Annotated in this window: 21 protein-coding genes and 1 pseudogene; 8 read left to right on the top strand and 14 right to left on the bottom strand. The window is 73.1% G+C overall.

The features are described from left to right. Positions 1 to 10: 10 nt before the first annotated feature. Complete coding sequence (locus ACZ7OO_RS26240; protein ID WP_471508210.1) at positions 11 to 340, bottom strand: hypothetical protein; 330 nt, start codon at positions 338 to 340, stop codon at positions 11 to 13. Between the two features lie 163 nt (positions 341 to 503). Between ACZ7OO_RS26240 and ACZ7OO_RS26235 the strand changes: the two genes are divergently transcribed. Beyond that, the gene (locus ACZ7OO_RS26235; protein ID WP_471508208.1) at positions 504 to 1,046 is read left to right on the top strand and encodes a GNAT family N-acetyltransferase; all 543 of its coding nucleotides are present in this window, start codon (positions 504 to 506) and stop codon (positions 1,044 to 1,046) included. A gap of 14 nt (positions 1,047 to 1,060) precedes the next feature. Here ACZ7OO_RS26235 and ACZ7OO_RS26230 read toward each other — a convergent pair whose 3' ends face one another. The 5 genes from ACZ7OO_RS26230 to ACZ7OO_RS26210 all read right to left on the bottom strand — a co-directional run bounded on the left by ACZ7OO_RS26230 (position 1,061) and on the right by ACZ7OO_RS26210 (position 4,236). Continuing rightward, positions 1,061 to 1,498 carry a glutaredoxin domain-containing protein gene (locus ACZ7OO_RS26230; RefSeq protein WP_471508206.1) on the bottom strand — a complete coding sequence of 146 codons (438 nt, stop codon included), beginning with the start codon at positions 1,496 to 1,498 and terminating at the stop codon, positions 1,061 to 1,063. 105 nt (positions 1,499 to 1,603) lie between these two features. Continuing rightward, positions 1,604 to 2,329, bottom strand: coding sequence for an alpha/beta fold hydrolase (locus tag ACZ7OO_RS26225; RefSeq protein WP_471508204.1), 726 nt, complete (start codon positions 2,327 to 2,329; stop codon positions 1,604 to 1,606). After that, positions 2,326 to 2,607: a hypothetical protein gene (locus tag ACZ7OO_RS26220; protein ID WP_471508202.1), complete on the bottom strand. Its 282-nt coding sequence runs from the start codon at positions 2,605 to 2,607 to the stop codon at positions 2,326 to 2,328. Before ACZ7OO_RS26220 ends, ACZ7OO_RS26225 begins: the two co-directional genes overlap by 4 nt. 13 nt (positions 2,608 to 2,620) lie before the next feature. Next, the gene (locus tag ACZ7OO_RS26215; protein ID WP_471508200.1) at positions 2,621 to 3,592 is read right to left on the bottom strand and encodes an alpha/beta hydrolase; all 972 of its coding nucleotides are present in this window, start codon (positions 3,590 to 3,592) and stop codon (positions 2,621 to 2,623) included. A gap of 500 nt (positions 3,593 to 4,092) precedes the next feature. Further along, complete coding sequence (locus ACZ7OO_RS26210; RefSeq protein WP_471508198.1) at positions 4,093 to 4,236, bottom strand: hypothetical protein; 144 nt, start codon at positions 4,234 to 4,236, stop codon at positions 4,093 to 4,095. 111 nt (positions 4,237 to 4,347) lie between these two features. Here ACZ7OO_RS26210 and ACZ7OO_RS26205 point away from each other — a divergent pair, with 111 nt between their 5' ends. The 3 genes from ACZ7OO_RS26205 (at position 4,348) to ACZ7OO_RS26195 (ending at position 7,320) form a co-directional block, all read left to right on the top strand. After that, entirely contained in the window at positions 4,348 to 5,580 is a 1,233-nt protein-coding gene (locus tag ACZ7OO_RS26205) for an MFS transporter (protein ID WP_471508196.1), read from the top strand. Between the two features lie 198 nt (positions 5,581 to 5,778). Next, the gene (locus ACZ7OO_RS26200; RefSeq protein ID WP_471508194.1) at positions 5,779 to 6,366 is read left to right on the top strand and encodes a Dps family protein; all 588 of its coding nucleotides are present in this window, start codon (positions 5,779 to 5,781) and stop codon (positions 6,364 to 6,366) included. Positions 6,367 to 6,414: 48 nt separating this feature from the next. Next, the gene (locus tag ACZ7OO_RS26195) at positions 6,415 to 7,320 is read left to right on the top strand and encodes a LysR family transcriptional regulator (RefSeq protein WP_471508192.1); all 906 of its coding nucleotides are present in this window, start codon (positions 6,415 to 6,417) and stop codon (positions 7,318 to 7,320) included. A 163-nt stretch (positions 7,321 to 7,483) separates the two neighbouring features. Here the strand turns inward: ACZ7OO_RS26195 and ACZ7OO_RS26190 are convergent, their stop codons facing one another. The 5 genes from ACZ7OO_RS26190 to ACZ7OO_RS26170 all read right to left on the bottom strand — a co-directional run bounded on the left by ACZ7OO_RS26190 (position 7,484) and on the right by ACZ7OO_RS26170 (position 13,849). Beyond that, the gene (locus tag ACZ7OO_RS26190) at positions 7,484 to 7,948 is read right to left on the bottom strand and encodes a DUF5709 domain-containing protein (RefSeq protein WP_471508190.1); all 465 of its coding nucleotides are present in this window, start codon (positions 7,946 to 7,948) and stop codon (positions 7,484 to 7,486) included. Further along, positions 7,945 to 8,964, bottom strand: coding sequence for a helix-turn-helix domain-containing protein (locus ACZ7OO_RS26185; RefSeq protein WP_471508188.1), 1,020 nt, complete (start codon positions 8,962 to 8,964; stop codon positions 7,945 to 7,947). The genes ACZ7OO_RS26190 and ACZ7OO_RS26185 overlap by 4 nt, the downstream gene beginning before the upstream one ends. 5 nt (positions 8,965 to 8,969) lie before the next feature. Further along, complete coding sequence (locus ACZ7OO_RS26180; protein ID WP_471508186.1) at positions 8,970 to 9,998, bottom strand: AraC-like ligand-binding domain-containing protein; 1,029 nt, start codon at positions 9,996 to 9,998, stop codon at positions 8,970 to 8,972. A gap of 73 nt (positions 9,999 to 10,071) precedes the next feature. Continuing rightward, positions 10,072 to 11,037, bottom strand: coding sequence for an alpha/beta hydrolase (locus tag ACZ7OO_RS26175; protein WP_471508184.1), 966 nt, complete (start codon positions 11,035 to 11,037; stop codon positions 10,072 to 10,074). Between the two features lie 31 nt (positions 11,038 to 11,068). Then, on the bottom strand, positions 11,069 to 13,849 hold the full coding sequence (locus ACZ7OO_RS26170; protein WP_471508182.1) for an AAA family ATPase: 2,781 nt from the start codon (positions 13,847 to 13,849) through the stop codon (positions 11,069 to 11,071). A 171-nt stretch (positions 13,850 to 14,020) separates the two neighbouring features. On the opposite strand from ACZ7OO_RS26170, the gene ACZ7OO_RS26165 reads away from it, so the two are divergent. Beyond that, a complete protein-coding gene (locus tag ACZ7OO_RS26165) occupies positions 14,021 to 16,828 on the top strand; it encodes a helix-turn-helix transcriptional regulator (RefSeq protein ID WP_471508180.1) in 2,808 nt (935 codons plus the stop codon). Here the strand turns inward: ACZ7OO_RS26165 and ACZ7OO_RS26160 are convergent. Beyond that, positions 16,800 to 17,183 carry a hypothetical protein gene (locus tag ACZ7OO_RS26160; RefSeq protein WP_471508178.1) on the bottom strand — a complete coding sequence of 128 codons (384 nt, stop codon included), beginning with the start codon at positions 17,181 to 17,183 and terminating at the stop codon, positions 16,800 to 16,802. The two genes, ACZ7OO_RS26165 and ACZ7OO_RS26160, sit on opposite strands and share 29 nt — an antisense overlap. Positions 17,184 to 17,377: 194 nt before the next feature. On the opposite strand from ACZ7OO_RS26160, the gene ACZ7OO_RS26155 reads away from it, so the two are divergent. Both ACZ7OO_RS26155 and ACZ7OO_RS26150 read left to right on the top strand, forming a co-directional pair. Then, complete coding sequence (locus tag ACZ7OO_RS26155) at positions 17,378 to 19,741, top strand: SpoIIE family protein phosphatase (protein WP_471508176.1); 2,364 nt, start codon at positions 17,378 to 17,380, stop codon at positions 19,739 to 19,741. A 108-nt stretch (positions 19,742 to 19,849) separates the two neighbouring features. After that, positions 19,850 to 20,026 (top strand): annotated as a pseudogene (locus tag ACZ7OO_RS26150) (helix-turn-helix domain-containing protein); the annotation flags it as partial. Between the two features lie 307 nt (positions 20,027 to 20,333). On the opposite strand, the gene ACZ7OO_RS26145 reads toward ACZ7OO_RS26150, so the two are convergent. Continuing rightward, positions 20,334 to 20,504, bottom strand: coding sequence for a hydrophobic protein (locus tag ACZ7OO_RS26145; protein ID WP_352224843.1), 171 nt, complete (start codon positions 20,502 to 20,504; stop codon positions 20,334 to 20,336). A gap of 136 nt (positions 20,505 to 20,640) precedes the next feature. Between ACZ7OO_RS26145 and ACZ7OO_RS26140 the strand changes: the two genes are divergently transcribed. Then, entirely contained in the window at positions 20,641 to 20,814 is a 174-nt protein-coding gene (locus ACZ7OO_RS26140) for a CsbD family protein (RefSeq protein WP_471508282.1), read from the top strand. A 282-nt stretch (positions 20,815 to 21,096) separates the two neighbouring features. Here ACZ7OO_RS26140 and ACZ7OO_RS26135 read toward each other — a convergent pair whose 3' ends face one another. Then, complete coding sequence (locus ACZ7OO_RS26135) at positions 21,097 to 21,939, bottom strand: RNA polymerase sigma factor SigF (protein WP_471508174.1); 843 nt, start codon at positions 21,937 to 21,939, stop codon at positions 21,097 to 21,099. Between the last annotated feature and the right edge of the window lie 26 nt (positions 21,940 to 21,965).

The following is a 21,965-nucleotide window of genomic DNA, read 5'->3' as shown; positions in this document are numbered from 1 at the left end:
ATGTCCATGCTCATGGAGGCCATGTGCATGGGGGCCATGTGCACGGGGCCATCTGCATGGAGGCCATGGCGTCCTTCTGGGACGTCCATGCCTGGGCCGTGGAGAAGCCGCTGTGCAGCGCCGTCTGGGCGCCGACCGCGGCGGACACGACCAGCGGCAGCCCGCGTTCACGTCCGGCCAGGGCCAAGCCCAGGCCGCCGGTGGCCACCAACCCTGCGGCCAGCGCCCAGCCGGGCACCGGGCCGCCGGACATCATGACGTGGCCCAGGGCGGCGAGCAGCACACAGACGACCGCGAACACCGCGGCCCGTAACGTGCGCGCACACCACCCTGCCGTCATGGCGCCTCGTCCTGGCAGCCGGCGCCGGCTCAGCAGGGAGACGCACCGCGATCCACAGGTGGCGTGCTCAACTCACAGGCTCGGTGAGCCCCCTCACAGTCGGCGGCGCCCCGCGCTTCTTATTCGTTTGCCGCCGGCCGGCCCGCTCGGATAGGAAGCTTGCATGCTCAGCGGCAGCAAGGTCGGGCTCAGGGCCCGGCACGAGGAGGACGTCCCGGTCCTGCAGGCCGAACTCCACGACGACGTGGTCACCCACTCGCGGGCCCAGGGCCGGCCATGGCGGCCGATCACGCCCGGCTCGAAGGAGTCGCGGTTCGTGGTGGACGACAAGGAGCAAGGGCACGTCCCGTTCTCCGTGGTGGAGCTGGACGGCCGCACGCTGGTCGGCTCCGCGGTCCTGTGGGGCATCGACACCCACAACCGGTCCGCGCACCTCGGTCTGGGGCTGCTGCCGTCCGCCCGCGGCAAGGGCTACGGCACCGACGTGGTCGCGGTGCTGTGCCACTACGGTTTCGTCGTACGCGGCCTGCAGCGGCTGCAGATCGAGACACTGGCGGACAACACCGCGATGCTGCGCTCCGCCGAGCGCAACGGCTTCGTCCGCGAGGGCGTACTTCGCTCCGCGGCCTGGGTGATGGGCGAGTTCCTGGACGAGGTACTCCTCGGCCTCCTCGCCCGGGACTGGAAGCCGGCCTCGGAGGGCTAGGTTCGGCTTGTCTTTCACGCCGAGGGAGAGAGCTGTTCGCGCACCCATTCGGGATCCGGGTTGGTGTGCGGCCGCCCTGCCACGAAGAGAGTCGGCACGGTCTCGTTCCCGTCGTTGACCGCCCGCACCGCTGCCGCTCCCGCCGGGTCACGCCAGATGTCGACCCAGTGCAGTTGACGGGCGCTGCGGCCCAGCCGGAAGCGCAGCCGCATGCAGTACGGGCAGCCCGGCCGCCAGAAGACGACCGGTCGGCCGTCGGCCGCGCTGCGGCGTTGTGCCTCCGGCGCACTGATCGACCGCGGGAACACCAGCGGTGAGTTCACGCCTGCGAGCAGCACGAACACCAGCAGGAGTGCCGCGGCGGCGGCCGGGCTCCCCCGCAGGAGCAGGCCGGTCGCAACGGCTGATCCACAGAGCACGAACAGCATCGGCAAGGTCCAGGCGCGCGTCATGGTGACGCAGACTATCGATGACTCGAATCGCTCCCGGGTCACGACGGCGAGGGCCGCGCACGGTCGGCACCGGTGCGCGGCCCGTAGTGCATCGCCCTCGCGGGGTTAATCCGCGGCGAGGTTCTTGACCGCCTCGCGGATCAGGTCGGCGACCTTCTCGGGGTGGGCGAGCATGACCAGGTGGGACGAGTCGACCTCGACCGTGATCATGCCGGCGCGCTCGTAGCCGTAGCGCTCGACGTCGGGGTTGATGGTGTGGTCCGAGGAGGACACCAGGCCCCAGGACGGCTTGGTCTTCCAGGCCGCGACCGGGGCCGCCTCGGCGAAGGCCGCGCCGGCCAGGGGCCGCTGGGAGACGGCGAGCACCCTGGCCAGCTCCGGGTCGACGTCGGCGGCGAAGATCGCGGGGAACTTGTCGATCTCGACGGTGACATCGGTGCCGGGCTCGTCCGAGCCCTCGACCGGGAACGGCGTGTACACCAGGGCGGAGGCCAGCTCGGAGTCGGGGAACCGGCCCTGCAGCTCGCCGAGGCTCTCGCCCTCCTCCAGGGCGTAACCAGCCAGGTAGACGAGGGCCTTCACGTTGTCCTCGGCGCCCGCGACGGTGATCACGGCACCGCCGTAGGAGTGCCCCACCAGGACGACCGGGCCGGGTATGGCGCGGACGACCGAGGCGATGTAGGCGGCGTCGCCGGTCAGGCTGCGGTTGGGCACGGCCGGGGCGAGCACCTTCAGCCCGTCGGCGAGCAGTTCCGGGATGACCCGGGCGAAGCTCGACGCGTCCGCGAAGGCGCCGTGCACCAGGACGACGGTGGGTGTGGCGTCGGTCATGGGATTTCCTTGTCTGCTTGTCTGCTGTCCGAGGTCCGGCTGGTCGGCTGGTGCGGGCCGACGCCGATGTCCGTGTCGACGTCGTATCCGCTCGCCGTGTGACCGGGGGCGGGGTGCGCGATGTCGGCGCCCAGGTCGAAGGCGGCGGTGCCGATCGCCGCCTCCAGCTCGGCCTCCTCGTGCTCGGCCCGGGTCCGGCGGTGGTGCTCGGTCAGCTGTTCCTTGAGGTGCCTGAGGTGCGGGTGGCCGTCGTGCTCGGACGGCTCGCCGGTGGTCACGCCAGACACCGGATCAGGCGGTGTGGAGGGCCGTGTGCAGGGTGTGTACGGCCATCGAGATGGCGGCCTCGGCGGCGTGCGTCTCGCGCAGGGCGTTGAGCATCACGAAGTCGTGGATGATGCCCTGGAAGCGGACCGCCGTGACGGGGACGCCGGCCTCGCGGAGCTTGTTGGCGTAGGCCTCGCCCTCGTCGCGCAGCACGTCGGCCTCACCGGTGATGACCAGGGCCGGGGGCAGGTCCTTGAGCTGCTCGAGGGTGGCGCGCAGCGGGGACGCGGTGATCTGGGCGCGCTCGGCCTCGTCGGTCGTGTACTGGTCCCAGAACCAGAACATGCCGTCGCGGCGCAGGAAGTAGCCCTCGGCGAACTGGTGGTACGACGGCGTGTCGAAGTTCGCGTCGGTGACCGGGTAGAAGAGGACCTGCTGGAGCAGCGGGAGGCCGCCGCGCTCCTTGGCCATCAGGGTCAGCGCGGCCGTCATGTTGCCGCCGACCGAGTCACCGGCCACCGCGATCCGGGTGCCGTCCAGGTCCTTGGTCGCGCCCTGCTCGACGACCCACTTGGCGACGGTCCAGTTCTGCTCGATGGCGACCGGGTAGCGCACCTCGGGCGAGAGGTCGTACTCGGGGAAGACGACGGCGGCGTTGGCGCCGACGGCCAGCTCGCGGACCAGGCGGTCGTGGGTGTGGGCGTTGCCGAAGACCCAGCCGGCGCCGTGGATGTAGATGATCACCGGCAGGGTGCCGGTGGCGTCGGCGGGCTTCACGATGCGGGCACGGACGGTGCCGGTGGGGCCGCCCGAGACGGTGATCCACTCCTCGTCCACCGCAGGCTTGGCGGTCTCCCCGGACTGCACCTCGTCGACGGCCTTGCGGCCCTCCGCCGGGGCGAGGTCGAAGAGGTAGGGCGGGTTGGCGGTGGCCTCGACGAAGGCCTGGGCGGCGGGTTCGAGCACCGGCTTGACGGGCGTGAAGGCTTCGGACATGCGAGTCTCCTGGGATTGCGTGGGGCACACCGGTCGTTCCGGCGCCGTCACGCCTCACCGTAGGAGCCCGGCGCGCTGGGCAGTTGCCCCCGAGCGCACTTCCGGCGTCCCCGCAGCGCACGCTCCGGCGCGGTGCGCTGTGGGGCGGGTGCGTGTGCACGGAGGGGACACAGCGCAGTGGGGAGCGGACCCGGCGTCACGGCTCGGCTGCCCCGGTTCGCCTCTGCGGGGGCGATCGCCGTCCGAGACGGTGTGGTCACGCTCGTCGGCGCCGACAAGGACGTGTCCCCGCACGTCGGCCCAGCACCATGTCCGGGTGACGGCCACCGACCGCCGCTTCGAGGAGGAGTTCCGCGCTGGTCACCCCGGGAGCGCTGCCCGGGGTGACACACGCCTTCGACACGCCGGGCGGACCAGCCGTGCCGAGCTGCGCGCTCAGGGGCGGGGAATGTTGCGGAGGTTGGCCCGCGCCAGGTGGACCATGCGGCCGACGCCGCCGCTCAGCACGCGTCAGCGCACGGGACCGCTTCCGGTGGCGCACCGGGGAACGGTCGGTCCAGTTCGGTGTGCAGCCACTGCAGGACGTCGGTGAGCGCCTCCTGGACCAGCAGCCCGGCCAGGCCCCGGCCGACGAAGACGGCCATCTGCCACGGAGATGACTGACATCCCGGACCATCGCCGTGCAGGGGGAAGCATGGCTGGCCGCGGAGCGCTTGTGCTCAGTGAGAGCAACACCTCATGTGAGGAAGGTTCCCGTGTCCCAGTCGTCGTCAGAAGTCCGCTCCCCGCGCCGGAAGGCAGCCGCCGAGCCCGCCCACGGGGTGCCGGGCTGGCTGATCGCGCTGTTCGCCGTCGCCTCCGGTATGACCGTCGCCAACCTGTACTACGCCCAGCCCCTGCTGTCCGAGCTGCGCGGCGTCTTCCACGTCAGCGAGGCCACCGCGGGTGCGCTGATCACACTCACCCAGGTCGGCTATGTGATCGGCATGGTCTTCCTGGTCCCGCTCGGTGACCGGCTGGAGAAGCGGAGCCTGATCACCGCCCTGCTGACGATCACCACGTTCGCCCTGGTGGCGGCCGGTCTCGCGACCGGGTTCCCCATGCTGCTGATCGCCTCGCTGATCAGCGGGGCCACCTCGGTGGTCGCGCAGATCCTCGTGCCGTTCGCCGCGAGCCTGGCGCCCGACCACGCGCGGGGCCGGATCGTGGGCCGGGTGATGAGCGGCCTGCTCACCGGCATCCTGCTGTCCCGGACGCTCAGCAGCCTGGTCTCCAGCGTCGCCGGCTGGCGGGTCGTCTACCTCGGCTCGGCCGTCCTGATGGCCCTGCTGGGCGTGGCCCTGCGGCTGGCCCTGCCCCGGCACGCGCCGACCACGTCCGTGTCTTACCACCATGTGCTGCGCTCCACCGTGGCGCTGGTGCGCACGCACCCCGCGCTGCTGCGCCGCGGCCTCTACCAGGCGGCGATGTTCGGTGCCTTCAGCGCCTTCTGGACCACCGTCTCGTACGTCCTGACCGGGCCGTACTTCCACTACTCCGCCGTCGGTGTCGGTGTGTTCGCGCTGGTCGGAGCCGCCGGTGCGGCCGTGGCGCCGATCGCCGGACGCTGGGCCGACCACGGGCTGACCCGGAAGATGACCGGTGCCGCGTTCGCGCTCGCCGCGGTGGCCTTCGCGATAGCGGGCTTCGGTCAGCACAGCGTGATCCTGATCGCCCTCGCGGCCGTCGCGCTGGACACGGCCGTCCAGACCAGCCTGATCCTCGGCCAGCACACCGTCTACCAACTCGATCCCCTCGCTCGGTCCCGCCTCAACAGCGCCTTCATCGCCATCTTCTTCATCGGCGGCGCCCTCGGCTCGCAGTTCGGCTCGATCGCCTACCGGGCCGGCGGCTGGAGCGCGGTCAGCCTCTTCGGGGCGGCCCTGCCGGTGCTTGGGCTGCTGTACTGGCTGACCGAACGCCGGCAGCGCGCGGAGCGCTCGGCGTAGGGCAGCCGGGGCCGCTTCCACCGGTTTCAGGGCGGTGCGGCCGGCGGCCGTGCCTGTGCGTGCACGGCTGCCGGTCCGGGAGCGAACCGGGTGCGCTCACGGGCGCCACCTCATGCGCTCCGGGGCAAAGCCCGGCTCGCGTAGTCGCCTAGCGTCACCCGATACCCACCCCCACAGCACATCCACCAGGAGGCGCACATGACCACCAGCTCCGAGCCCGGGAACGCCCTGGGGCACAGCCAGCCGTGGCTGCACCAGAAGGGCGAGGTCATCCAGGAGTTCGGGACCGTCAAGCAGTTCCCGCTCGGCCTCTCGTACGACGCGCGCATGTACTCCTGCCAGCGTCTGAACCGGGTCCTGGCGGACACGCAGATCCTGTACGGCCTCTACAAGAAGCACCACTGGCTGCTGCGCGGCGCGACCTTCTACCAGCTGCACCTGCTGCTGGACAAGCACGCGGGCGAGCAGCTGGCCCTGGTCGACACTCTCGCCGAACGGGTCCAGACCCTCGGCGGTGTCGCGGTGGGCGACCCTCGGCACGTCGCCGAGATCACCTCGATCCCGCGCCCGCCGGACGGCGTCGAGGAGGTCCCGGCCATGCTCTCGCGGCTCCTGGAGGCCCACGAGACCATCCTGGTCGACGCCCATGACGCGGCCGCCCGCAGCGCCGAGCTGGGCGACGACGGCACCAACGACCTGCTGGTGTCGCAGGTGATCCGCACCGGGGAGCTGCAGGCCTGGTTCCTGGCGGAGCACCTCGTCGACACTCCCCTGGTCCGCGCCTGAGACAGGCCGGCGGACACGGCCGCCTAGGATGCGGCGAAGATCGCCGCCTTGCCGAGGCGGGCGCTGCGCCGGCGGGAGCGGATGATGGACCTACGGCAGATGGAAGTCGTCGTCGCGGTGGCGGACGCGGGCGGGTTCACGGCTGCGGCGCGGCGGCTGCACGTGGTCCAGTCCGCCGTCTCCGGCACGGTCCGCGCGCTGGAACGCGAGCTGGGCGCCGCGCTGTTCACCCGGACCACGCACCGGGTCGGGCTCACCCCGGCCGGCGAGGCGTTCGTCCCGGCGGCACGGCAGGCGCTGCGCGCCGCCGAGCTCGCCCGCGAGGCGGTCGACGCGGCGAAGGGGGAGCTGCGCGGCCGGGTGACGGTCGGCACGATGCAGGGGGTCTGGGCGAACCTGCACCACGCGCTGGCCGCACTGCGGGCGGAACACCCGCGGGTGCTGGTGCGGCTGCGGCAGGCGGCGGTCATCGACCTCCGTCAGGCGCTGCGCGAGGGCACGGTGGACCTGGCGGTGGTGGCACTGGACCGCCAGCAGCAGCGCGGGCTGGTGACCAAGCTGCTGTCCCACGAGGAGATGGTGCTGGTGGCCTCGCCCCGCCGGAGCGTCACCGCGAGCGGCCCCGGGGGCACGGTCGACCTGGCCGGCATCGCCGAGCTGCCGCAGGTGGAGTTCACCCCCGGCTGGGCGATCCGCGACGCGGCCGACCGCGCGTTCCGGGCGGCCGGCGTGGAACGCGCCACGACCTTCGAGGTCAACGACATCGTGGCCGCGTCCGAACTGGTCCGCAACGACCTCGGCGTCTGCATCATGCCGCCGACCATCGCCCACCGCTTCCCGGACCTGACGACCTACCGGTTCACCCGGCACGCGCCGAGCTGGAAGGTGATGGTGGTACGGCCACCGGGGGAGCCCCCGGCGGCCGTCGCGGCACTGTTGCGCCACATCGTCTGACCGGCCCCAGTCGAACCGCGGGGCGGACAGCCGCCGCACGCAGGCGGGCGAAGGTCAGTTTCTCGGTGCGGGCGGCCACGGGCGGTGTCGAACGGTCGCCGCCGGCCGGCCAAAGCGTGGGCGCGGGGACGGAATCCGTCCCCGCGCCCACGGGTGCCGGTGGTCAGAAGTTCTCGGACTCCGGGATCACGTGCATCGCAGCCTCCTCCGCCGACGCCCCGGCGCCGTCCAGGCCCCGGTCGGAGGCGAACAGGTCGGTCTCGGTGTTCTCGTGGGCGCCCTCGTCCGGTGCGACAAGGCGTCCGGCACGGCCGTCGCCGACCTCGTCGTCGAGGAGCTCGCCGTCCGTGTCCCAGGCGTCGCCGATGCCGTCGCCCTCCAGGTCGGCGGTGTCCGGCACCTCCTCGGCGAGCCGCTCGTCGAGGGTCTCCCCGCGCCACCCCTCTGCCGCCGTGACGCCCGTGTGCTCCACGGCCCAGGGCCGCTCCGGCGGCGAGTAGCCCTCGTCCAGGGCCTCCTCGCCCGCCCGGTAGTCCAGGGTGTCCGACGCGTCCAGCACACCGGCGTCGTCCTGCACCTCCGAACCGTCCGGCTGGTAGACGTCGTCACCCATCGCCTCGTCGGTCATACGTGCTCCATCGTCACTCGGGCCATCGGTTCGTTCCGGCCGTCAACGGAAAGGGTAGGAGGTCCGGGCCGCGGCCCGGGGGTGTACTCGGCCGTCGCCCTCCGCCACTGTGCCGGTGACATGCCGTACGTGTCCCGGAAGGCCCGGCTGAAGTGGGAGGGGCTGGTGAAGCCCCAGCGGGCGGCCACCGCGGCGATGGACCGGTGGGCTGCGCCGGGCTCGGCGAGTTCCTCGCGGGCCGACTCCAGGCGCCGGGTCCGCACCCAGGCGCCCACGGTGGTGCCTTGGCGCTGGAAGAGGCGGTGCAGATAGCGCAGCGAGATGGCGTGCTGGTCGGCGATGTCCTGCGGGGTGAGTCCGGGCTCGCCCAGCCGGGCCCGTACCGACGCGGTGATCCGCTCCCACAGGGCCGGCTCGGGCTGCCGGCCGGCCTGGACTAGGGCGACGGTGGCCAGGATGTCCGCCGCGGTGCGGGCGAGTTGTTCGCGTCGGGCGGGGGTGGCCCGGGTGACCTCGTCGACGAGCCCGTCGAGGAGCGGCAGCAGCAGGGCCGCCGCGCCCCCTTCGGCCTCGTCCACCACCGTGGCCGTCAGGGCGTGCAGGTGCCGTTCCTCCAGGCGCAGCAGGGCGCGGGGCACCATGAGGATCCGCGCCCGCTGGCGCTCCGGGAGCACGATCCGGAAGGGGCGCCGCGCGTCGTGGAAGGCCAGTCGTCCGGGCCGGAGTTCGGCGGTGCGGCCGTCCTGGAGCAGCAGGGCGGTGCCGGCCAGCTGGCGGCGGACCAGGATGTGGGTGCGCGGGTCGGCGGCCACCGAGCGGGCGCTGCGCAGGACAGTTCCGGGCCCTGACTCCTCGACGGCGATCTGGAGGGCGCCCAGGCGTTCGGCGGTGAGTTCGCCCGTCCAGGGGCGGCCCCGTCCCACCGTGACCTCCAGGTCGACGAAGGCCTCCGACAGCGCCCGCTGCCAGGCGGCGAGGCGGTCGCCGGGTGCCGGTTCCCGGGTGGCACGGGACACCGCGGTCAGCATGGCGTCCCGCCCGCCCGTACCCGGTCGAGCCAGTCCGTCGGTGACAGCCCGAAGGAGTTGCGGAAGGCCTTGCCGAACCCGGCGGAGCTGGTGAAACCCCAGCGGCGGGCGACCTGGCCCAGGCTGACGGCTCCGGGCGGCTGGGCGGCGAGTTCCCTGCGGCACTCGTGCAGGCGCAGTTCGCGGATCCACTGGCACACCGTGGTGTCCTCGTCCTGGAACAGCCGGTGCAGATAGCGGACCGAGATGCCGTGGACCGCGGCGATGACGGAGGGGGTGAGTCCCGGGTCCGACAGATGCCAGCGGATGTACGTCCTGACGCGCAGCAGCAGGACGCTGTCGGCGCCCGGCAGCTCGGCGGGGTCCTCCCCCAGCTGGTCCGCCACGGTGGCGGCCACCAGGTCGATGACGCTCTCGGCCAGCCGCTCGGCCGTCGGCGTCGCATACGACTCGGAGGTGTCCGCCAGCCGCTCCAGCAAGGGCGCGAGCAGGGCGGGGAGGCCACCGCCGGCGCGTACCGCGCGGCCGGTGAGCCGCCTCACGTCGGCCTCCGGAAGTTCCAGCAGCCGGCGCGGGATCGCGAAGATCTTCAGCCGGAAGCGTTCCGGGAAGGTGGTGCGGAACGGGCGCACGGTCTCGAAGATCCCGATGTCGCCGGTCCGCAACTCGGTGGTTCGGCCGTCCTGTTCGACCCGGGCGCGGCCGGTGCTCTGGACGGCGACGAAGACCTTGCGTCCGTCGCCGCGGGCGATGAAGCGCGGCGCCCGGTGGACCTGGCCGGGGTCGGCGTCCACCGTGGTGATCTCCAGATCCCCGAGCCGGTCGGTCCGCATCGTCGCGTCGTAGGTGCCGCCCTCGGTGGCGATGTCCATCCCCACCAGGGTGTCGAGCACGGCGTCGTGCCAGTAGTCCAGGCTCTCGCCCGGCGGCACCGAGCGGGTGGTCAGGACCCTGGCCCGGGCATGCGCCGAGGCGGTCGGACGCCGCCGTCTCTCCTCGTGGGAACCGGTCGCGATTGGCATGCCGCCAGCTTCGCCGGGCGAGGGGCGGCGGCGCATCAGTCGGCCGACTGGTCCTCGGTCGATTCCGGGCCCGTCAGGACAAACGGGCACGTAGGAACGCGCAACCCGTCAGGATCGCCGCCCGGGTGGGCATGCTGTCGGCGAGGGCGTGCAGCGCCACGAAGTCGTGGATCGTGCCGAGGAAGCGCACGGACAGCGCGTCGACGCCGGCCTCGCTCAGCCGGCGCGCGTACTGCTCGCCCTCGTCGCGGGCCACATCGGCCTCGGCGGTGACGACCAGGGCCGGCGGCAGTCCGGCCAGTTGCTCCGTGCCGGCCCGCAGCGGCGCCGCGGTGGGTTCGGCGCGTCGGGCCTGGTCGGGGACATAGCGTGCCCAGTAGGCGCGTAGCGCCCGGCGGGTGAGCAGGTAGCCGGTGGCGAACTGCCGTTGCGAGGCGCTGTCGCAGCGGGCGTCGGTGAGGGGGTAGTAGAGCAGCTGCGCGGCGATCCGCGGCCCGTGCCGGGACTTCGCCAGCATCGTCACGGCGGCCGCCAGCGTGGCCCCGGCGCAGTCGCCCGCCACCGCCAGCCTGTCCAGGGCAAGGCCGAGTTCACCGACCCGGCCGGCCGCCCAGGTCAGCAGGGCGTAGCACTCCTCCAGTGCCAGCGGGTAGCGGGCCTCGGGGGTGCGGCTGTACTCGGGGACGAGCGCGCACACGCCCGCGCCGGTGACGAGTTCGCTGATGAGGCGGGCGTGGGTCTGTGCGTCGCCGAGCGTCCACCGGCCGCCGTGCACATACATTACGGCGGGCAGCGGGCCGGTCGCCCCCGCCGGGCGCACGGTCCAGAAGCCGAGCAGCCCCGACGGGCCGATGGGGGCCACGCGGAAGGACGCGTCCACGCCGAAGTCCCCGAACCGGTCGGCCTGGGTCTCCCGCAGCGCCCGCCGTGCCGCGTCCGGAGCGAGGTCGTCCAGGGCGGGCGGGGCGGCGGAGGCGGTGACCAGGCGCTGCACCACACGGTCGAGGACGACAGCCGTGTCCGCTGGTCCGGGCCTCATGCACGCTCCTCCGGCCGGCCTGCCGGCTTCCTCATCGGCCCTGCACCAGGTCGCGGAGCTGGTGGCGGCTGCTGATGCCGAGCTTGGGGTAGACATTGTAGAGGTGCGAGCCGACCGTGCGCGGCGAGAGGAAGAGCCGTTCGCCGATCTCGCGGTTGGACAGGCCGCGTGCCACCAGCTGCACGATCTCGCGCTGCTGTGCCGTCAGCTGTTCCAGGGGGCCGCCGGCTTCGGGGGCGGGTGCGGCTCCGCTGGCGCGCAGTTCGCGGCGGGCGGCGTCCGCGAGGGGGCCGGCGCCGAGGTGTTCGGCGGTCTCCAGGACCGTGGTCAGCTGCCGGCGCGCCTCCAGGGTACGGCGGCAACGGCGCAGCCACAGGGCGTAGTTGAGGCGGACGTGGCCGCACTCCCACGGCCAGCGGTTCGCCGCGTGGTTGACCAGGGCGAGCTGGAAGTGCTCCTCGGCCTCGTCGTCCGGGCCGAGGAGGGCGGTCGCGTGGTGCAGGAGCAGCGTCATCCTGGTGCTCGGCCGGTCCCCCTGCACCTCCTGCACCCGCGCCAGGATCGGCAGCGCCTCGGCCGGCCGGCCGGTCCGCTGGGCCGCGACGGCGAGTTCGGCGATGCTCCGGGGCGACAGGAAGGGGTGCAGTGGCGAGCCGTCGGCGGTGAACAGCTCGCGCAGCTGCCGCCAGCCATCGTCCCAGTCTCCGCGCGCGATGGCGGCAAGGCCGTGGGCGCGCAGCAGGCGGGCGTGGGTGGCCCGGTTCTCCTGCAGGCCGACGGTGCTCCAGACGGCAGGGGTGAGCCAGGGTTCCGGGGGGAGGGTTCCGCGCAGCGCCCGCAGGGTCAGCGCCTGCGTCTCCAGATCCGCGTGGAGGCGTGGCAGACGCAGCACCGCGGCCTCGGTCATGGCGTTCTGGATCACGTCCTGTGCCTCGCTGAACCGTCCGATGGCCAGGAGGGTGTCCACGAAGCCGAGGACCGACCAGCCGCGCAGGCCGAAGGCGCGGGCGACGCGCAGCCGGTCGTCGGCCATGCGGGACTGCCCCAGGTCCAGGTCGGCCTCGTCCGCGTGGTGGGCCACCGCGGCGGCGGCCGGCCGACCGGCCGGCGCGTCCGGGCCGCCGAGCGGCGCGCGGGGCGGCCGACCGAGGCCGCGCAGTGCACCGGTGGCGGTCTCGGGCCGGCCCACCACGGCAACCAGCGCGTCCATGGCCCGCCGACTGTCCGGTGCGTCCAGTCCCCCGACGGGCCCGGGCGCGGTCGGGTGGCCTCGCTCGGGCCCGGCGGCCCGGTGGGCCCGTTCGAGCAGTGTGGGTAGGGTCGCGCGGTGCTCGGGCAGGCCGGACTGGGCGGCGATGGCCGCCGCCAGCGCCGTCAGTGCGAGCGCGAGCGGTGCGCTGACCACAGGAAAGTGCTCCGAGGCGGCGGCCAGCAGGTCGAAGGCCTCGCGCTGGGCGGACTCGTGGGAGAGGACGGAGGCCAGGGCACCGGCCGCGACACAAACGAACTCCGGCTCGGCGGATTTCTGGAGGAGCCGGCCGTACAGGTCCCGTACCCAGTCGGGGTCGCCCACCGTCTGCGCCGCCGTCAGCGCCTCGGCCAGCCGGCGGGCGTGTGCCGACCGCCCGGGGGTGAGCCGGGCCGCCTGTTCCAGGGCGCGGGCGGCCTGTACGGCGTCCCCGCACCGCCAGGCGGAGGTCTCCAGCCCGGCGGCGACGAACGCGTTGCCGCCCACGGTGGCGGCTGCCAGGTGCCTGGCCCTGACCTCCGGCAGTACGGCGACCTTGGCGAGGTCCCGGTGGGCCTGCTGGCGCTCGCCCGCGGGTTGCCGCAGATATGCGGACGACCGCGCCAGCGGATGCCGGAAGACGAGCCGGTCCTCGACCAGCGAGACGAGTCCGGCGGTCTCCGCCGGGGCCCACACCGCGAGGTCGCCGGTGTCCAGGGCGGTCATGACGGCGGCGACGGTCTCGCCGGGTCCGGCGGCCGCCGCGTACAGCAGGGCGCGGCGGGTGTCGGCGGGGAGCGCGTCGAGTCGTACGCCGAAGACGGGCTCGGCGGGCGCCCGCCGCACCGCTCCGGCGGGACCGGGTGCGGCGCGGCTCAGTTCGACGAGGGCCAGCGGGTTGCCCTCGGCCTCCGCCAGGATCTCCAGCCGGTGTCTGCCGGTGGGCGGCGCCGGCTGCCGGTCGAGGAGCGCGGCGGCCGAGGCGTCGTCCAGCGGGCCCAGGCTCAGGGTCTCGGCGTCGGGCGGCAGACCGGGCAGGGCGGTCTCGTGGCGTGCGGCGAGCAGCACCGTCAGCGGGCGGCCGGCCAGCAGCCGGGCGGCGGCGGACAGTGCCTCCAGGGTGGCACGGTCGCACAGGTCGGCGTCGTCCACACACACCAGCACCGGCCGCGCGGCGGCGAGCCGGTCGAGCAGCGCGGTCAGCGCCGCCCGCAGCTCCCCCTCGTCCGGCGTCTCGTCTCCGTGGAGCACGGCGGTCAGCACCCGGTGCGGCACGGCGGGCAGGGCGGCCACCTCGTCGAGAACCGGCGGCGCCAGCAGCTGCTGGAGGCAGGCCCGGGCATGCTGTGGGTCACCGGCCCAGCCCTGTGCCGAGAGCACCGACACGCCCTCGCCGACGGCCAGTTCACGAACCCGCCGCAGCAGAGCCGTGCGTCCGATCCCCTCCTCGCCGAGGACCAGCAGAATCTGGGGAGTGCCGGGCTCGCGTGTCACGCACCGCAGGAGCCGCTCGATCTCGCCGTCCCGGCCCAGAACGACGGCCTCGGCGCCGATCGCGGACTGCTTGGGTGACTGGACCGTCATGCACATACTCCCCTGGCGGTGGACGTTCTCCCTGGCCAGGGGCATCATCGCGCACGCCGGGCAGTCACGCTTCTGTCACATGACCAGTCACCCGCGGTCGCTGCCGTGAGGGCCGCCGCTGGCAGGATGGCCGTATCAGGAGCCCGGCCCCCTCGACCACAAGGACCGCTCATGCACACCGGCACCGACCGTCCCGCCGATCCGGCCGTCCTGGGCCGGGCCGCCGAACTGGCCCGGCTGGACCGGCTGCTCGAGGCGGTGGACGGCGGCGGTCCCCAGGTGCTGGTGCTGACCGGGGAACCGGGGGCGGGCAAGAGCACCCTCGTCGACCGGGCGGCCGAGCGGGGGCGGGCCCTGGGCCTCGGGATCCTGCGGGTGCGCGGCAGCGAGGGCGAGGCCGGCCTCGGTCTGTCGGGCGTGCACCAGCTGCTGCATCCGCTGCTGCGCGGCGACGGTCTGCCCGCGGCGCAGCGGGAGGCCCTGGAGCGGGCCTTCGGGCCGGCGGCGGCGGAGTACGAACTCCGACTCGACCAGCTGTCCTTGTGCGTCAGTGTGCTCGGGCTGATCGCCGAGGCCGCGACGCGCCGGCCGCTGCTCCTGCTGGTGGACGACGCCCAGTGGCTGGACCTCGGCTCGGTGGACGTACTGGCCTTTCTGGCCCGGCGGCTGGAGGGAAAGCCGGTGGTGATGCTCCTGGCCGCCCGTGAGGAGAGCGTGCCGGCCCGCTTCGACCGGGACTTTCCGCAGGTGACGGTGGGCCCGCTGAGCCGGACCGCGGCCGGGCAGGTGCTGGACACGCAGCCGGATCCGCCCCGGGGCAAGGCGCGCGCGGAGATCCTCCAGCAGGCGGCCGGCAATCCGCTGGCCCTCATCGAGCTGCCGCGCGCCCTGGCCCGGGGCGGAGCCGGGGGCGCTGGAGGTGCCGGGGGCGCGGCTCTTCCGCTCACCGCGCGGCTGGAGAACCTGTTCGCCGCCGATCTGCCGGGCCTGCCCGCGCCCACCCGGGAGGCCCTGCTGCTGGTGGCCGCGGCGGGCACGGCGGAGCTGACCGACCTCATCCGCGCTGCCCCGGAACTGGACGTCGTCCGGGCCCTGGACCCGGCCGAGCGCGTCGGCCTGGTCCGGGTGGCGGACGGCCGGGTGCTGCCGCGGCACCCGCTGGTCCGCTCGGCCGTCTACCACGCTGCCTCCTTCCACGAGCGCCGGCGGGCCCATCTGGCCCTGGCCGCGGCACTCACCGGGGAGCCGGACCGCCGCGCCTGGCATCTGGCCGCCGCGGCGACCGGCCAGGACGCGGACGTCGCCGACGCCCTGGCCGAGAGCGCCGAGCGGGCCCGTGGCCGGGGCGGTTACGCGGCGGCCGCGACCGCGCTGGAACGCGCCGCCGAGCTGACCCCGGCTCCGGAGCTGCGCGCCCGGCGGCTGCTGACGGCCGCGCAGTCGGCGATGTTCGCCGGTCATCCGCAGTGGGTCGGCGAGATGAGCGGCCGGGTCGGCGATCTGACCGAGGATCCCCGGCTGCGCGCCGAGGCCTCGCTGCTGGGCGGCTGGGCCCTCGGGGTCACGCTCCGCCACGAGGACGCGCTGGCGCTGCTGCTGGGCGTCGCCGAGGCCACCGCGGCGTCGGCTCCGGGCCTGGCCCTGGGCGCCCTGAGCACCGCCGCGACGTCCGTGTACAACTCGGGCGCGCCGTACTACCGCGCGGAACTGGGCCGGATCGGCGAGCTGATCGACGGGGACGGCGATCCGGCCGGCCGCTCCTGGGCCCTGGCGGTCGTCGACCCCCATCGTGAACGGCCGCTGCTCATGGGGCACTTGGCGGAGGGACTGGCCGCGCTGGCACGGGAGGAGACCCTCGGGGACCTCACGGCGCTGGGCGGGACGACCTGGCTCCTGGACGAGACCGAGCAGGCCGTTCGCATTCTCGGCCGCACCATCGACGTCCTGCGCCGTGCGGGCAGCGCGGGTACGAACGCGACCGTGACCCAGGCGCTCGCCCTCGCCCTGTTCGAGAACGGCTCGTGGACGGCGGCGGAGGAGGCGGCCGACGAGGCGTTCTGGATGGCGACGGAGGCGGGCGCCGACAACGTGACCGTGGGCGCCCGCATCCTGCGGGCCACGCTGTGCGCGCTGCGGGGCGACCCGGCGGCGGCGCGGACCCGGGCGATGGAGGCCGTACGCGAGGTGGACCTGCGCAAGTCCCTGAGCCTCCAGGTCCGCCACCGGTACGCCCTCGGCATGGCCGCGTTCGTCGCCGGGGACCACGCCGGCGCCTATGACCAACTGCGCGCGGCCTTCACCCGCGACTTCCGCCCCGCCCCCGTCCACTACCACGCCTCGCTCTACTACCTGGGCGACCTGGCCGCCGCGGCGGTCCGCGCCGGGCGGGCGGACGACGCGCGCACGGTGGTCGACGGTGTGGCGCAGGCCCTGAAGCCCGACCCCTCCCCGCGCCTGGCCGCCGTACTCCACCGGGCCACCGCCCTGCTGACCGACACCGACGACGCCGAGCAGCACTTCCGGGCCGCCGTGGACGGCTCCGGCACCGACTGCTGGCCCTTCGAGAAGGCCCTGGCCCACCTCGACTTCGGCGAGTGGCTGCGCCGGCGCCGCCGCGGTGCCGAGGCCCGCCGGCAGCTCGGCGCGGCACTGGAATGCTTCGAGCGACTCGACGCCCGTCCCTGGACCGAGCGCGCGGCGGCGGAACTGCGGGCTGCGGGTACGGCGGCGGGTACGGCGGCGGGTACGGCGGCGGGTACGGCGCTGGGCACGGCTCCGGCCGGTGAACTCACCCCGCAGGAACGCCAGATCGCCGAACTGGCCGCCCAGGGCCTGACCAACCGCGACATCGCGGCCCGTCTCTATCTCTCGCCCCGCACGGTCGGCTACCACCTGCACAAGATCTTCCCCAAGCTGGGCATCACGGCAAGGGCCCAGCTCCGGGACGCGCTCACCGCGGAGGGAGACGCCGGCGCCTGAGGCGGCCTGCGCGGCTCCAGTCCTGGGCGACGGAGTCGAGTTCGGCCATCGCGAGAACTCCCCGGAAGCGGCGCTGACGGGGCTCGAAGCATCCGGCCCTCGTCAGACCGTCGCAGATGTCGCTGACGGCCTCCTCCAGCCGGCGTTCGACCAGGTCGGTGAGGCCCGGTTCGACCACCGCGGCATCGCGGCCGACGCTGATGATCGGCCGGGTGGCCGGCCAGCTGTCGGCGGCCTGCCGCAGCGAGGCCGTGATCGCCACCGGCGTCCCGTCGGCGGTCGCGATGTCGTCGACGGTGGCGGCGGCGTACCCCTCGGACTTGGACAGTTCGAGCCGAAGTAGTGGGCCGCTCAATGACGTGTCCGTTCAGTCGATGCCGGGTCCTGCCAGGGTGTAGGCGGCGGCCACGGCGTCATCGGCGCCGCCACGGTGCGTCGATCCCGGTGACCGACGGCTCTCACCGTCCATGAGCCGGAGGCACCGGTGCGTGCGGTTGTCGTCCGTCCTGTGGCACGGGATGCTGAGGGAGCACGAAGGGAAGCGGTGCCATGGATCGTTTTCCGAATGCTCCCAACATCGATTTCCACAGTCCTCTGGACCTCACCAGGGCCGCCGTCGCGGTGCTGGACGCGGAAGGCCGTATCTCGGGGTGGAGCACCTCGGCCCAGCGGCTCCTCGGGCATCTGCCCGAGGACGTGCTCGGCCGGTCGGCCGAGCGGCTGCTGGCGGCGGCCCCGGCGCCGCGGCTGTCCGCTCTCTGCAAGGCGCACAGCCCCCGCAGCACGGTCCTGGACCTCCGCTGCCGGGACGGACACACCCTGCGCGCCGCTGTGACGTTCAGTCCGCTGGTGCACAGGGGCGTCGCCGCGACCGTCGTGGTCGCGGCGGACCTGGCGGCCCTGCGCGGCTGGGAGGCCCAGCTGGCGATGTTGCAGGGACTGGCGACCGAGTCCTCCGTGGGCCTGACGATCTTCGACACGGACATGCGCGTCGTCTGGGGGAACGCCTGCACCGATCAGGAGCTGGCGGGGGTCGCCCAGTACGTCGGCCGCCCCGCCTCGGCTCTCTTTCCCCAGGGCGAGTTCATCTCCCGCCATCACCCCCCGGACGAGGACCAGGTGATGGAACACGTGCTGAAGACGGGGGAACCCATTCTCGGCATGCACTATCGCGGGCGAGCCCCCGCCGACCCGGTGCGCGAGCACGTCTGGTCCTGCTCGTACTACCGGCTGGTGGACGCCAGGGGCGAACCGCTGGGTCTGTTCGAGGAGTCCCTGGACATCACCGACCGCTACCGCGCCCAGGAACGGTTGTCGCTGCTCGTACGGGCGGGAAAGCGCATCGGTGCCTCGCTGGACGTGCGGCGCACGGCCGCGGAGCTGGCCGACGTGGCGGTGCCGCAGCTGGCCGACGAGGTGCTGGTGGATCTGCCGCCGGCGGTCATCGAGGGAAGGCAGCCGCCGACCGGCTCGGCGCCCGGCCACAGCCTGTTGCGGATGCACGGCCGTACCCCGGAGGAGTTCCGGACCACTCCCGTCTCCTATCCGCCGTCGTCACCGCAGGCCCTGAGCCTGGCCACCAGCCGCCCCGTCGTCGACGCCTCTCCACCGGGAGAAGAGGCGTCGGCCGCCCGGCGCTCCGACCTCTTCGTACCGCTGCTCGCCCGCGATGCGGTGCTGGGCCTCGCCACCTTCCGGCGCAGCGACAACCCCGACCCCTTCGGGCCCGAGGAGCAGACGCTCGCCGTGGAGCTGGCAGAGCGGGCCGCGGTCGGCATCGACAACGCCCGCCGTTACACCAGCCAGCACGCGGCGGCGCTCGTGCTGCAGCGAAGCCTGCTGCCCCGGCATCTGCCCGAGCAGAGTGCGGTCGAGGTGGCGTACCGCTACCTGCCCGCCGACAGCCGGGTGGGGGTGGGCGGCGACTGGTTCGACCTGATCCCGCTGTCCGGCGCCAGGGTGGGGCTGACCGTCGGCGACGTGGTCGGCCACGGCGTGCACGCGGCCGCGACCATGGGCCGGCTGCGCGCCACCGTACGGACCCTGGCACTGCTGGATCTGGACCCGGCCGAGTTGCTCACCCGGCTGGACGGCCTGGTCGCGCAGGACTCGGAACCCAACGCGGCGGGCGGGCTGAGCGACGAGGCGCTCGGTGTGACCTGCCTCTACGCGATCTACGACCCGGTCGGCGGCCGCTGTGTCTGGGCGAGCGCGGGCCATCCCCCGCCGATCGTGGCCGACGCGAGCGGCTCGGTGGCCCGGTCCGCGCTGGCGCCGGGGCCTCCCCTGGGGCTGGGCAGCCTGCCGTACGAGAACGTCGAGCTGAGTCTGTCCGACGGCAGCGTGATGGCGTTCTTCACCGACGGTGTCGTGGAGGACCGGCGCACCGACATCGACAGCGGGATCGACCGCCTCGCCCATGTGCTCACCTGGCAGCGCTGCCCGCTGGAGGAACTGTGCGACCGGGCGATGTCGACCCTGCCGCCCGGCCCGCAGGCGGACGACGCCACGCTGTTGCTCATCCGCACCCGGCGGCTCGGCGCCGACCACGTGGCGGACCTGCAACTGCCGCCCGACCCGGCCATGGTGGCGCACGCCCGCACGGACACCGAGCGCCAGTTGGAGGACTGGGGCCTGTCCGAACTGTCGTTCACCGCCGCGCTCGTGGTGAGCGAACTGGTCACCAACAGCATCCGGTACGCGCCCGGCCCCGTGATGCTACGGCTGATCAGGGACCGCAGTCTGCTCTGCGAGGTCTCCGACAACGCACACACGGCGCCTCATCTGCGACGCGCCCGCCGCGACGACGAGGGAGGCCGCGGCCTGTTCCTCGTCGCCCAGGTGTCCCAACGCTGGGGCACGCGCTACACCGCGTCCGGAAAGACCATCTGGGCGGAACTGGCCCTGCCCTAGGTGTGCTGTCCCGGGACGTCGGTGACACGCGTGCCGGGTGCTTGAACAGGTGAGGGACTTCTGGGTTCGGTGGACTGCGACATCTGCACCCGACCTGCGGAGGCCCTCGTGTCCCACCGTAATGTCCCGCTGACGCCGACCGGCAGGCTGCGTCCGGCCCGGTGTGTCGTCGACGACGGCCGGCCGCTGCGCCGAGCCGCGGAGCGCTTCCAGGTCAGCCACACCACTGCCGCACGCTGGGCCGGCCGCTACCGGCAGCTGGGCGCCGGGGCCCTGCACGACCGCCCTGGCTGTTCTGTCCGGGGACCCCAGGTGCAGCAAGGCGCTGCCGACAGCCGGTCGCTGCCGATGCCCGCCGCACCCGGCGCACGGCCGCCGGTAAGGGCCGGAGGCGGGGACATGGCAGGAGGTCGCGCGTGCTCCATCGCGCGTGCCCGCCCCGCCCCCGACTGCAACTCGCGTACCCCTGACGCAGTTTGCGACACCTATGGTGCCGTATGTCCTCTTACGGGTCCGAACGCCTAGCGCACGGCATGCGCACGGGGCCCGGCCGATGTCGGCCGGGCCCCGTGACGAGGGCGTGCGGGTCAGATCACCATCGGTACCAGCGCCCTCGGCCCCCACCTGCATTGGTGGAGCGCATGACGAACCCGAGAAGCCACAGCACCAGGACAACGACGGCGACCCACCAAAGGATCTTGATGGCAAAGCCGGCGCCGAAGAGGAGCAGTGCAAGGAGCAGAACTAGAAGCAGGGGAACCATGTTTATCAACCTCCTGCAGCCCGTGTGCCCTGCAATTCCGTCTTCATTCGCCAACGGCGCTTTGTTTGTGCCGGGAATGCCGGGGCACATGGGTTACCGCGACAGCGAAACACGACCTATCAGGAGGTGCTCTTCGATGACTGCCGGCGAGAAGGCCAAGGCAAAGACCGAGCAGGCCGAGGGCAAGGCCAAGGAAGCCGTGGGAAACGCTATCGGGAACGAGCGTATGGCAACTGAGGGACAGGTGAAAAAGAGCACAGGTGATGCTCGCGAGGCCAAGGAAAAGGCCAAGGACGCGTTCAAGCACTGACTCTGCATTCTCCAGCGAGAATTCGAAAAGGGGCCTGCCCGGCGTGATTCCGGGCAGGCCCCTTTTTTCGGTCACCGTCGTCGTCTGCTGTGGCTGTCCGACCTTGCTCTTCTGATGGCGCTCAGCCCAACGTGGGGCCGGCGAAGCCCACGGTTCGCGCAGACCCGTGACCGGCAGCGCTTCCGGACGAACGACGGTGCCCCTCGACTCGGCCCGTACTCGGGCGACTTCCCGTCGAGGGGCAACCTTCCTTCGCCCAAGGGCATCGGCCTACGCAGAGCGTCAGGTGGTGCTCAGCATGCCTTGGCGCAGGCGGGCCAGGAGACGGGTGATCAGCCGGGAGACGTGCATCTGGGAGACGCCGAGACGTTCGCCGATCTGAGCCTGGGTGAGTTCCTCCACGAACCGCCAGTGGATGATCTTGTGGTCGCGTTCGTCGAGTTCCGCGATCATCGGGGCCAGGGCGTGGAAGTCCTCGATCAGGCCGAGGGCGGCGTCCTCGTCGCCGATGAAGTCCGCCAGCGCGGCCTCGCCGTCCTCGCTGCCGCTGATCGCCGCGTCCAGGGAGGCCGACTTGTAGCCGTTGGAGGCCAGCCGCGCCTCGACGACCTCGTCCTCCGGAAGGCTCATCAGCTCGGAAAGCTCTTTGGTCGTCGGTGTCCGGCCCAGCCGGCTGCGCAGTTCCTCGTTGGCACGGGCGAGTTGGACGCGGGCTTCCTGGAGCCGGCGCGGGACGTGCACGGCCCAGGACGTGTCGCGGAAGAACCGCTTGATCTCCCCCACGATGTACGGCACGGCGAAGGAGGTGAACTCGACCTCGCGGGTCAGTTCGAACCGGTCGATCGCCTTGATGAGCCCGATCATGCCGACCTGGACGATGTCCTCCATCTCGTCCGCCCCCCGGCTGCGGAACCGGCCGGCCGCGTAGCGGACCAGGGACATGTTCATCTCGATCAGCGTGTTGCGCGCGTACTGATACTCGGGAGTGCCCTCCTCCAGCACCGCCAACTGGTCGAAGAACACCTTCGACAGTTCCCGCGCGTCCTTCGGCGCGACCTTGGAGGGGTCCGCCACCTCCGGAAGGTCCACCATCTGCCCAGTGGTCTGCGCGGTCGTCGCCATCATGTGCCCTCCCAGTCGATCGGCCTCGT

This window comes from Streptomyces sp. NPDC111744, assembly GCF_055634995.1.
Note: the sequence above shows the minus strand (reverse complement) of the source record. Positions and strands in the feature narration are given on the sequence as shown.

Bases quoted from the DNA above. Each gene is read 5' to 3' on its own strand.
- ACZ7OO_RS26240 (WP_471508210.1), bottom strand. From the start codon at position 340: ATGACGGCAGGGTGGTGTGCGCGCACGTTACGGGCCGCGGTGTTCGCG.
- ACZ7OO_RS26235 (WP_471508208.1), top strand. From the start codon at position 504: ATGCTCAGCGGCAGCAAGGTCGGGCTCAGGGCCCGGCACGAGGAGGAC.
- ACZ7OO_RS26230 (WP_471508206.1), bottom strand. From the start codon at position 1,498: ATGACGCGCGCCTGGACCTTGCCGATGCTGTTCGTGCTCTGTGGATCA.
- ACZ7OO_RS26225 (WP_471508204.1), bottom strand. From the start codon at position 2,329: ATGACCGACGCCACACCCACCGTCGTCCTGGTGCACGGCGCCTTCGCG.
- ACZ7OO_RS26215 (WP_471508200.1), bottom strand. From the start codon at position 3,592: ATGTCCGAAGCCTTCACGCCCGTCAAGCCGGTGCTCGAACCCGCCGCC.
- ACZ7OO_RS26210 (WP_471508198.1), bottom strand. From the start codon at position 4,236: ATGGCCGTCTTCGTCGGCCGGGGCCTGGCCGGGCTGCTGGTCCAGGAG.
- ACZ7OO_RS26200 (WP_471508194.1), top strand. From the start codon at position 5,779: ATGACCACCAGCTCCGAGCCCGGGAACGCCCTGGGGCACAGCCAGCCG.
- ACZ7OO_RS26190 (WP_471508190.1), bottom strand. From the start codon at position 7,948: ATGACCGACGAGGCGATGGGTGACGACGTCTACCAGCCGGACGGTTCG.
- ACZ7OO_RS26180 (WP_471508186.1), bottom strand. From the start codon at position 9,998: ATGCCAATCGCGACCGGTTCCCACGAGGAGAGACGGCGGCGTCCGACC.
- ACZ7OO_RS26175 (WP_471508184.1), bottom strand. From the start codon at position 11,037: ATGAGGCCCGGACCAGCGGACACGGCTGTCGTCCTCGACCGTGTGGTG.
- ACZ7OO_RS26170 (WP_471508182.1), bottom strand. From the start codon at position 13,849: ATGACGGTCCAGTCACCCAAGCAGTCCGCGATCGGCGCCGAGGCCGTC.
- ACZ7OO_RS26165 (WP_471508180.1), top strand. From the start codon at position 14,021: ATGCACACCGGCACCGACCGTCCCGCCGATCCGGCCGTCCTGGGCCGG.
- ACZ7OO_RS26155 (WP_471508176.1), top strand. From the start codon at position 17,378: ATGGATCGTTTTCCGAATGCTCCCAACATCGATTTCCACAGTCCTCTG.
- ACZ7OO_RS26145 (WP_352224843.1), bottom strand. From the start codon at position 20,504: ATGGTTCCCCTGCTTCTAGTTCTGCTCCTTGCACTGCTCCTCTTCGGC.
- ACZ7OO_RS26140 (WP_471508282.1), top strand. From the start codon at position 20,641: ATGACTGCCGGCGAGAAGGCCAAGGCAAAGACCGAGCAGGCCGAGGGC.
- ACZ7OO_RS26135 (WP_471508174.1), bottom strand. From the start codon at position 21,939: ATGATGGCGACGACCGCGCAGACCACTGGGCAGATGGTGGACCTTCCG.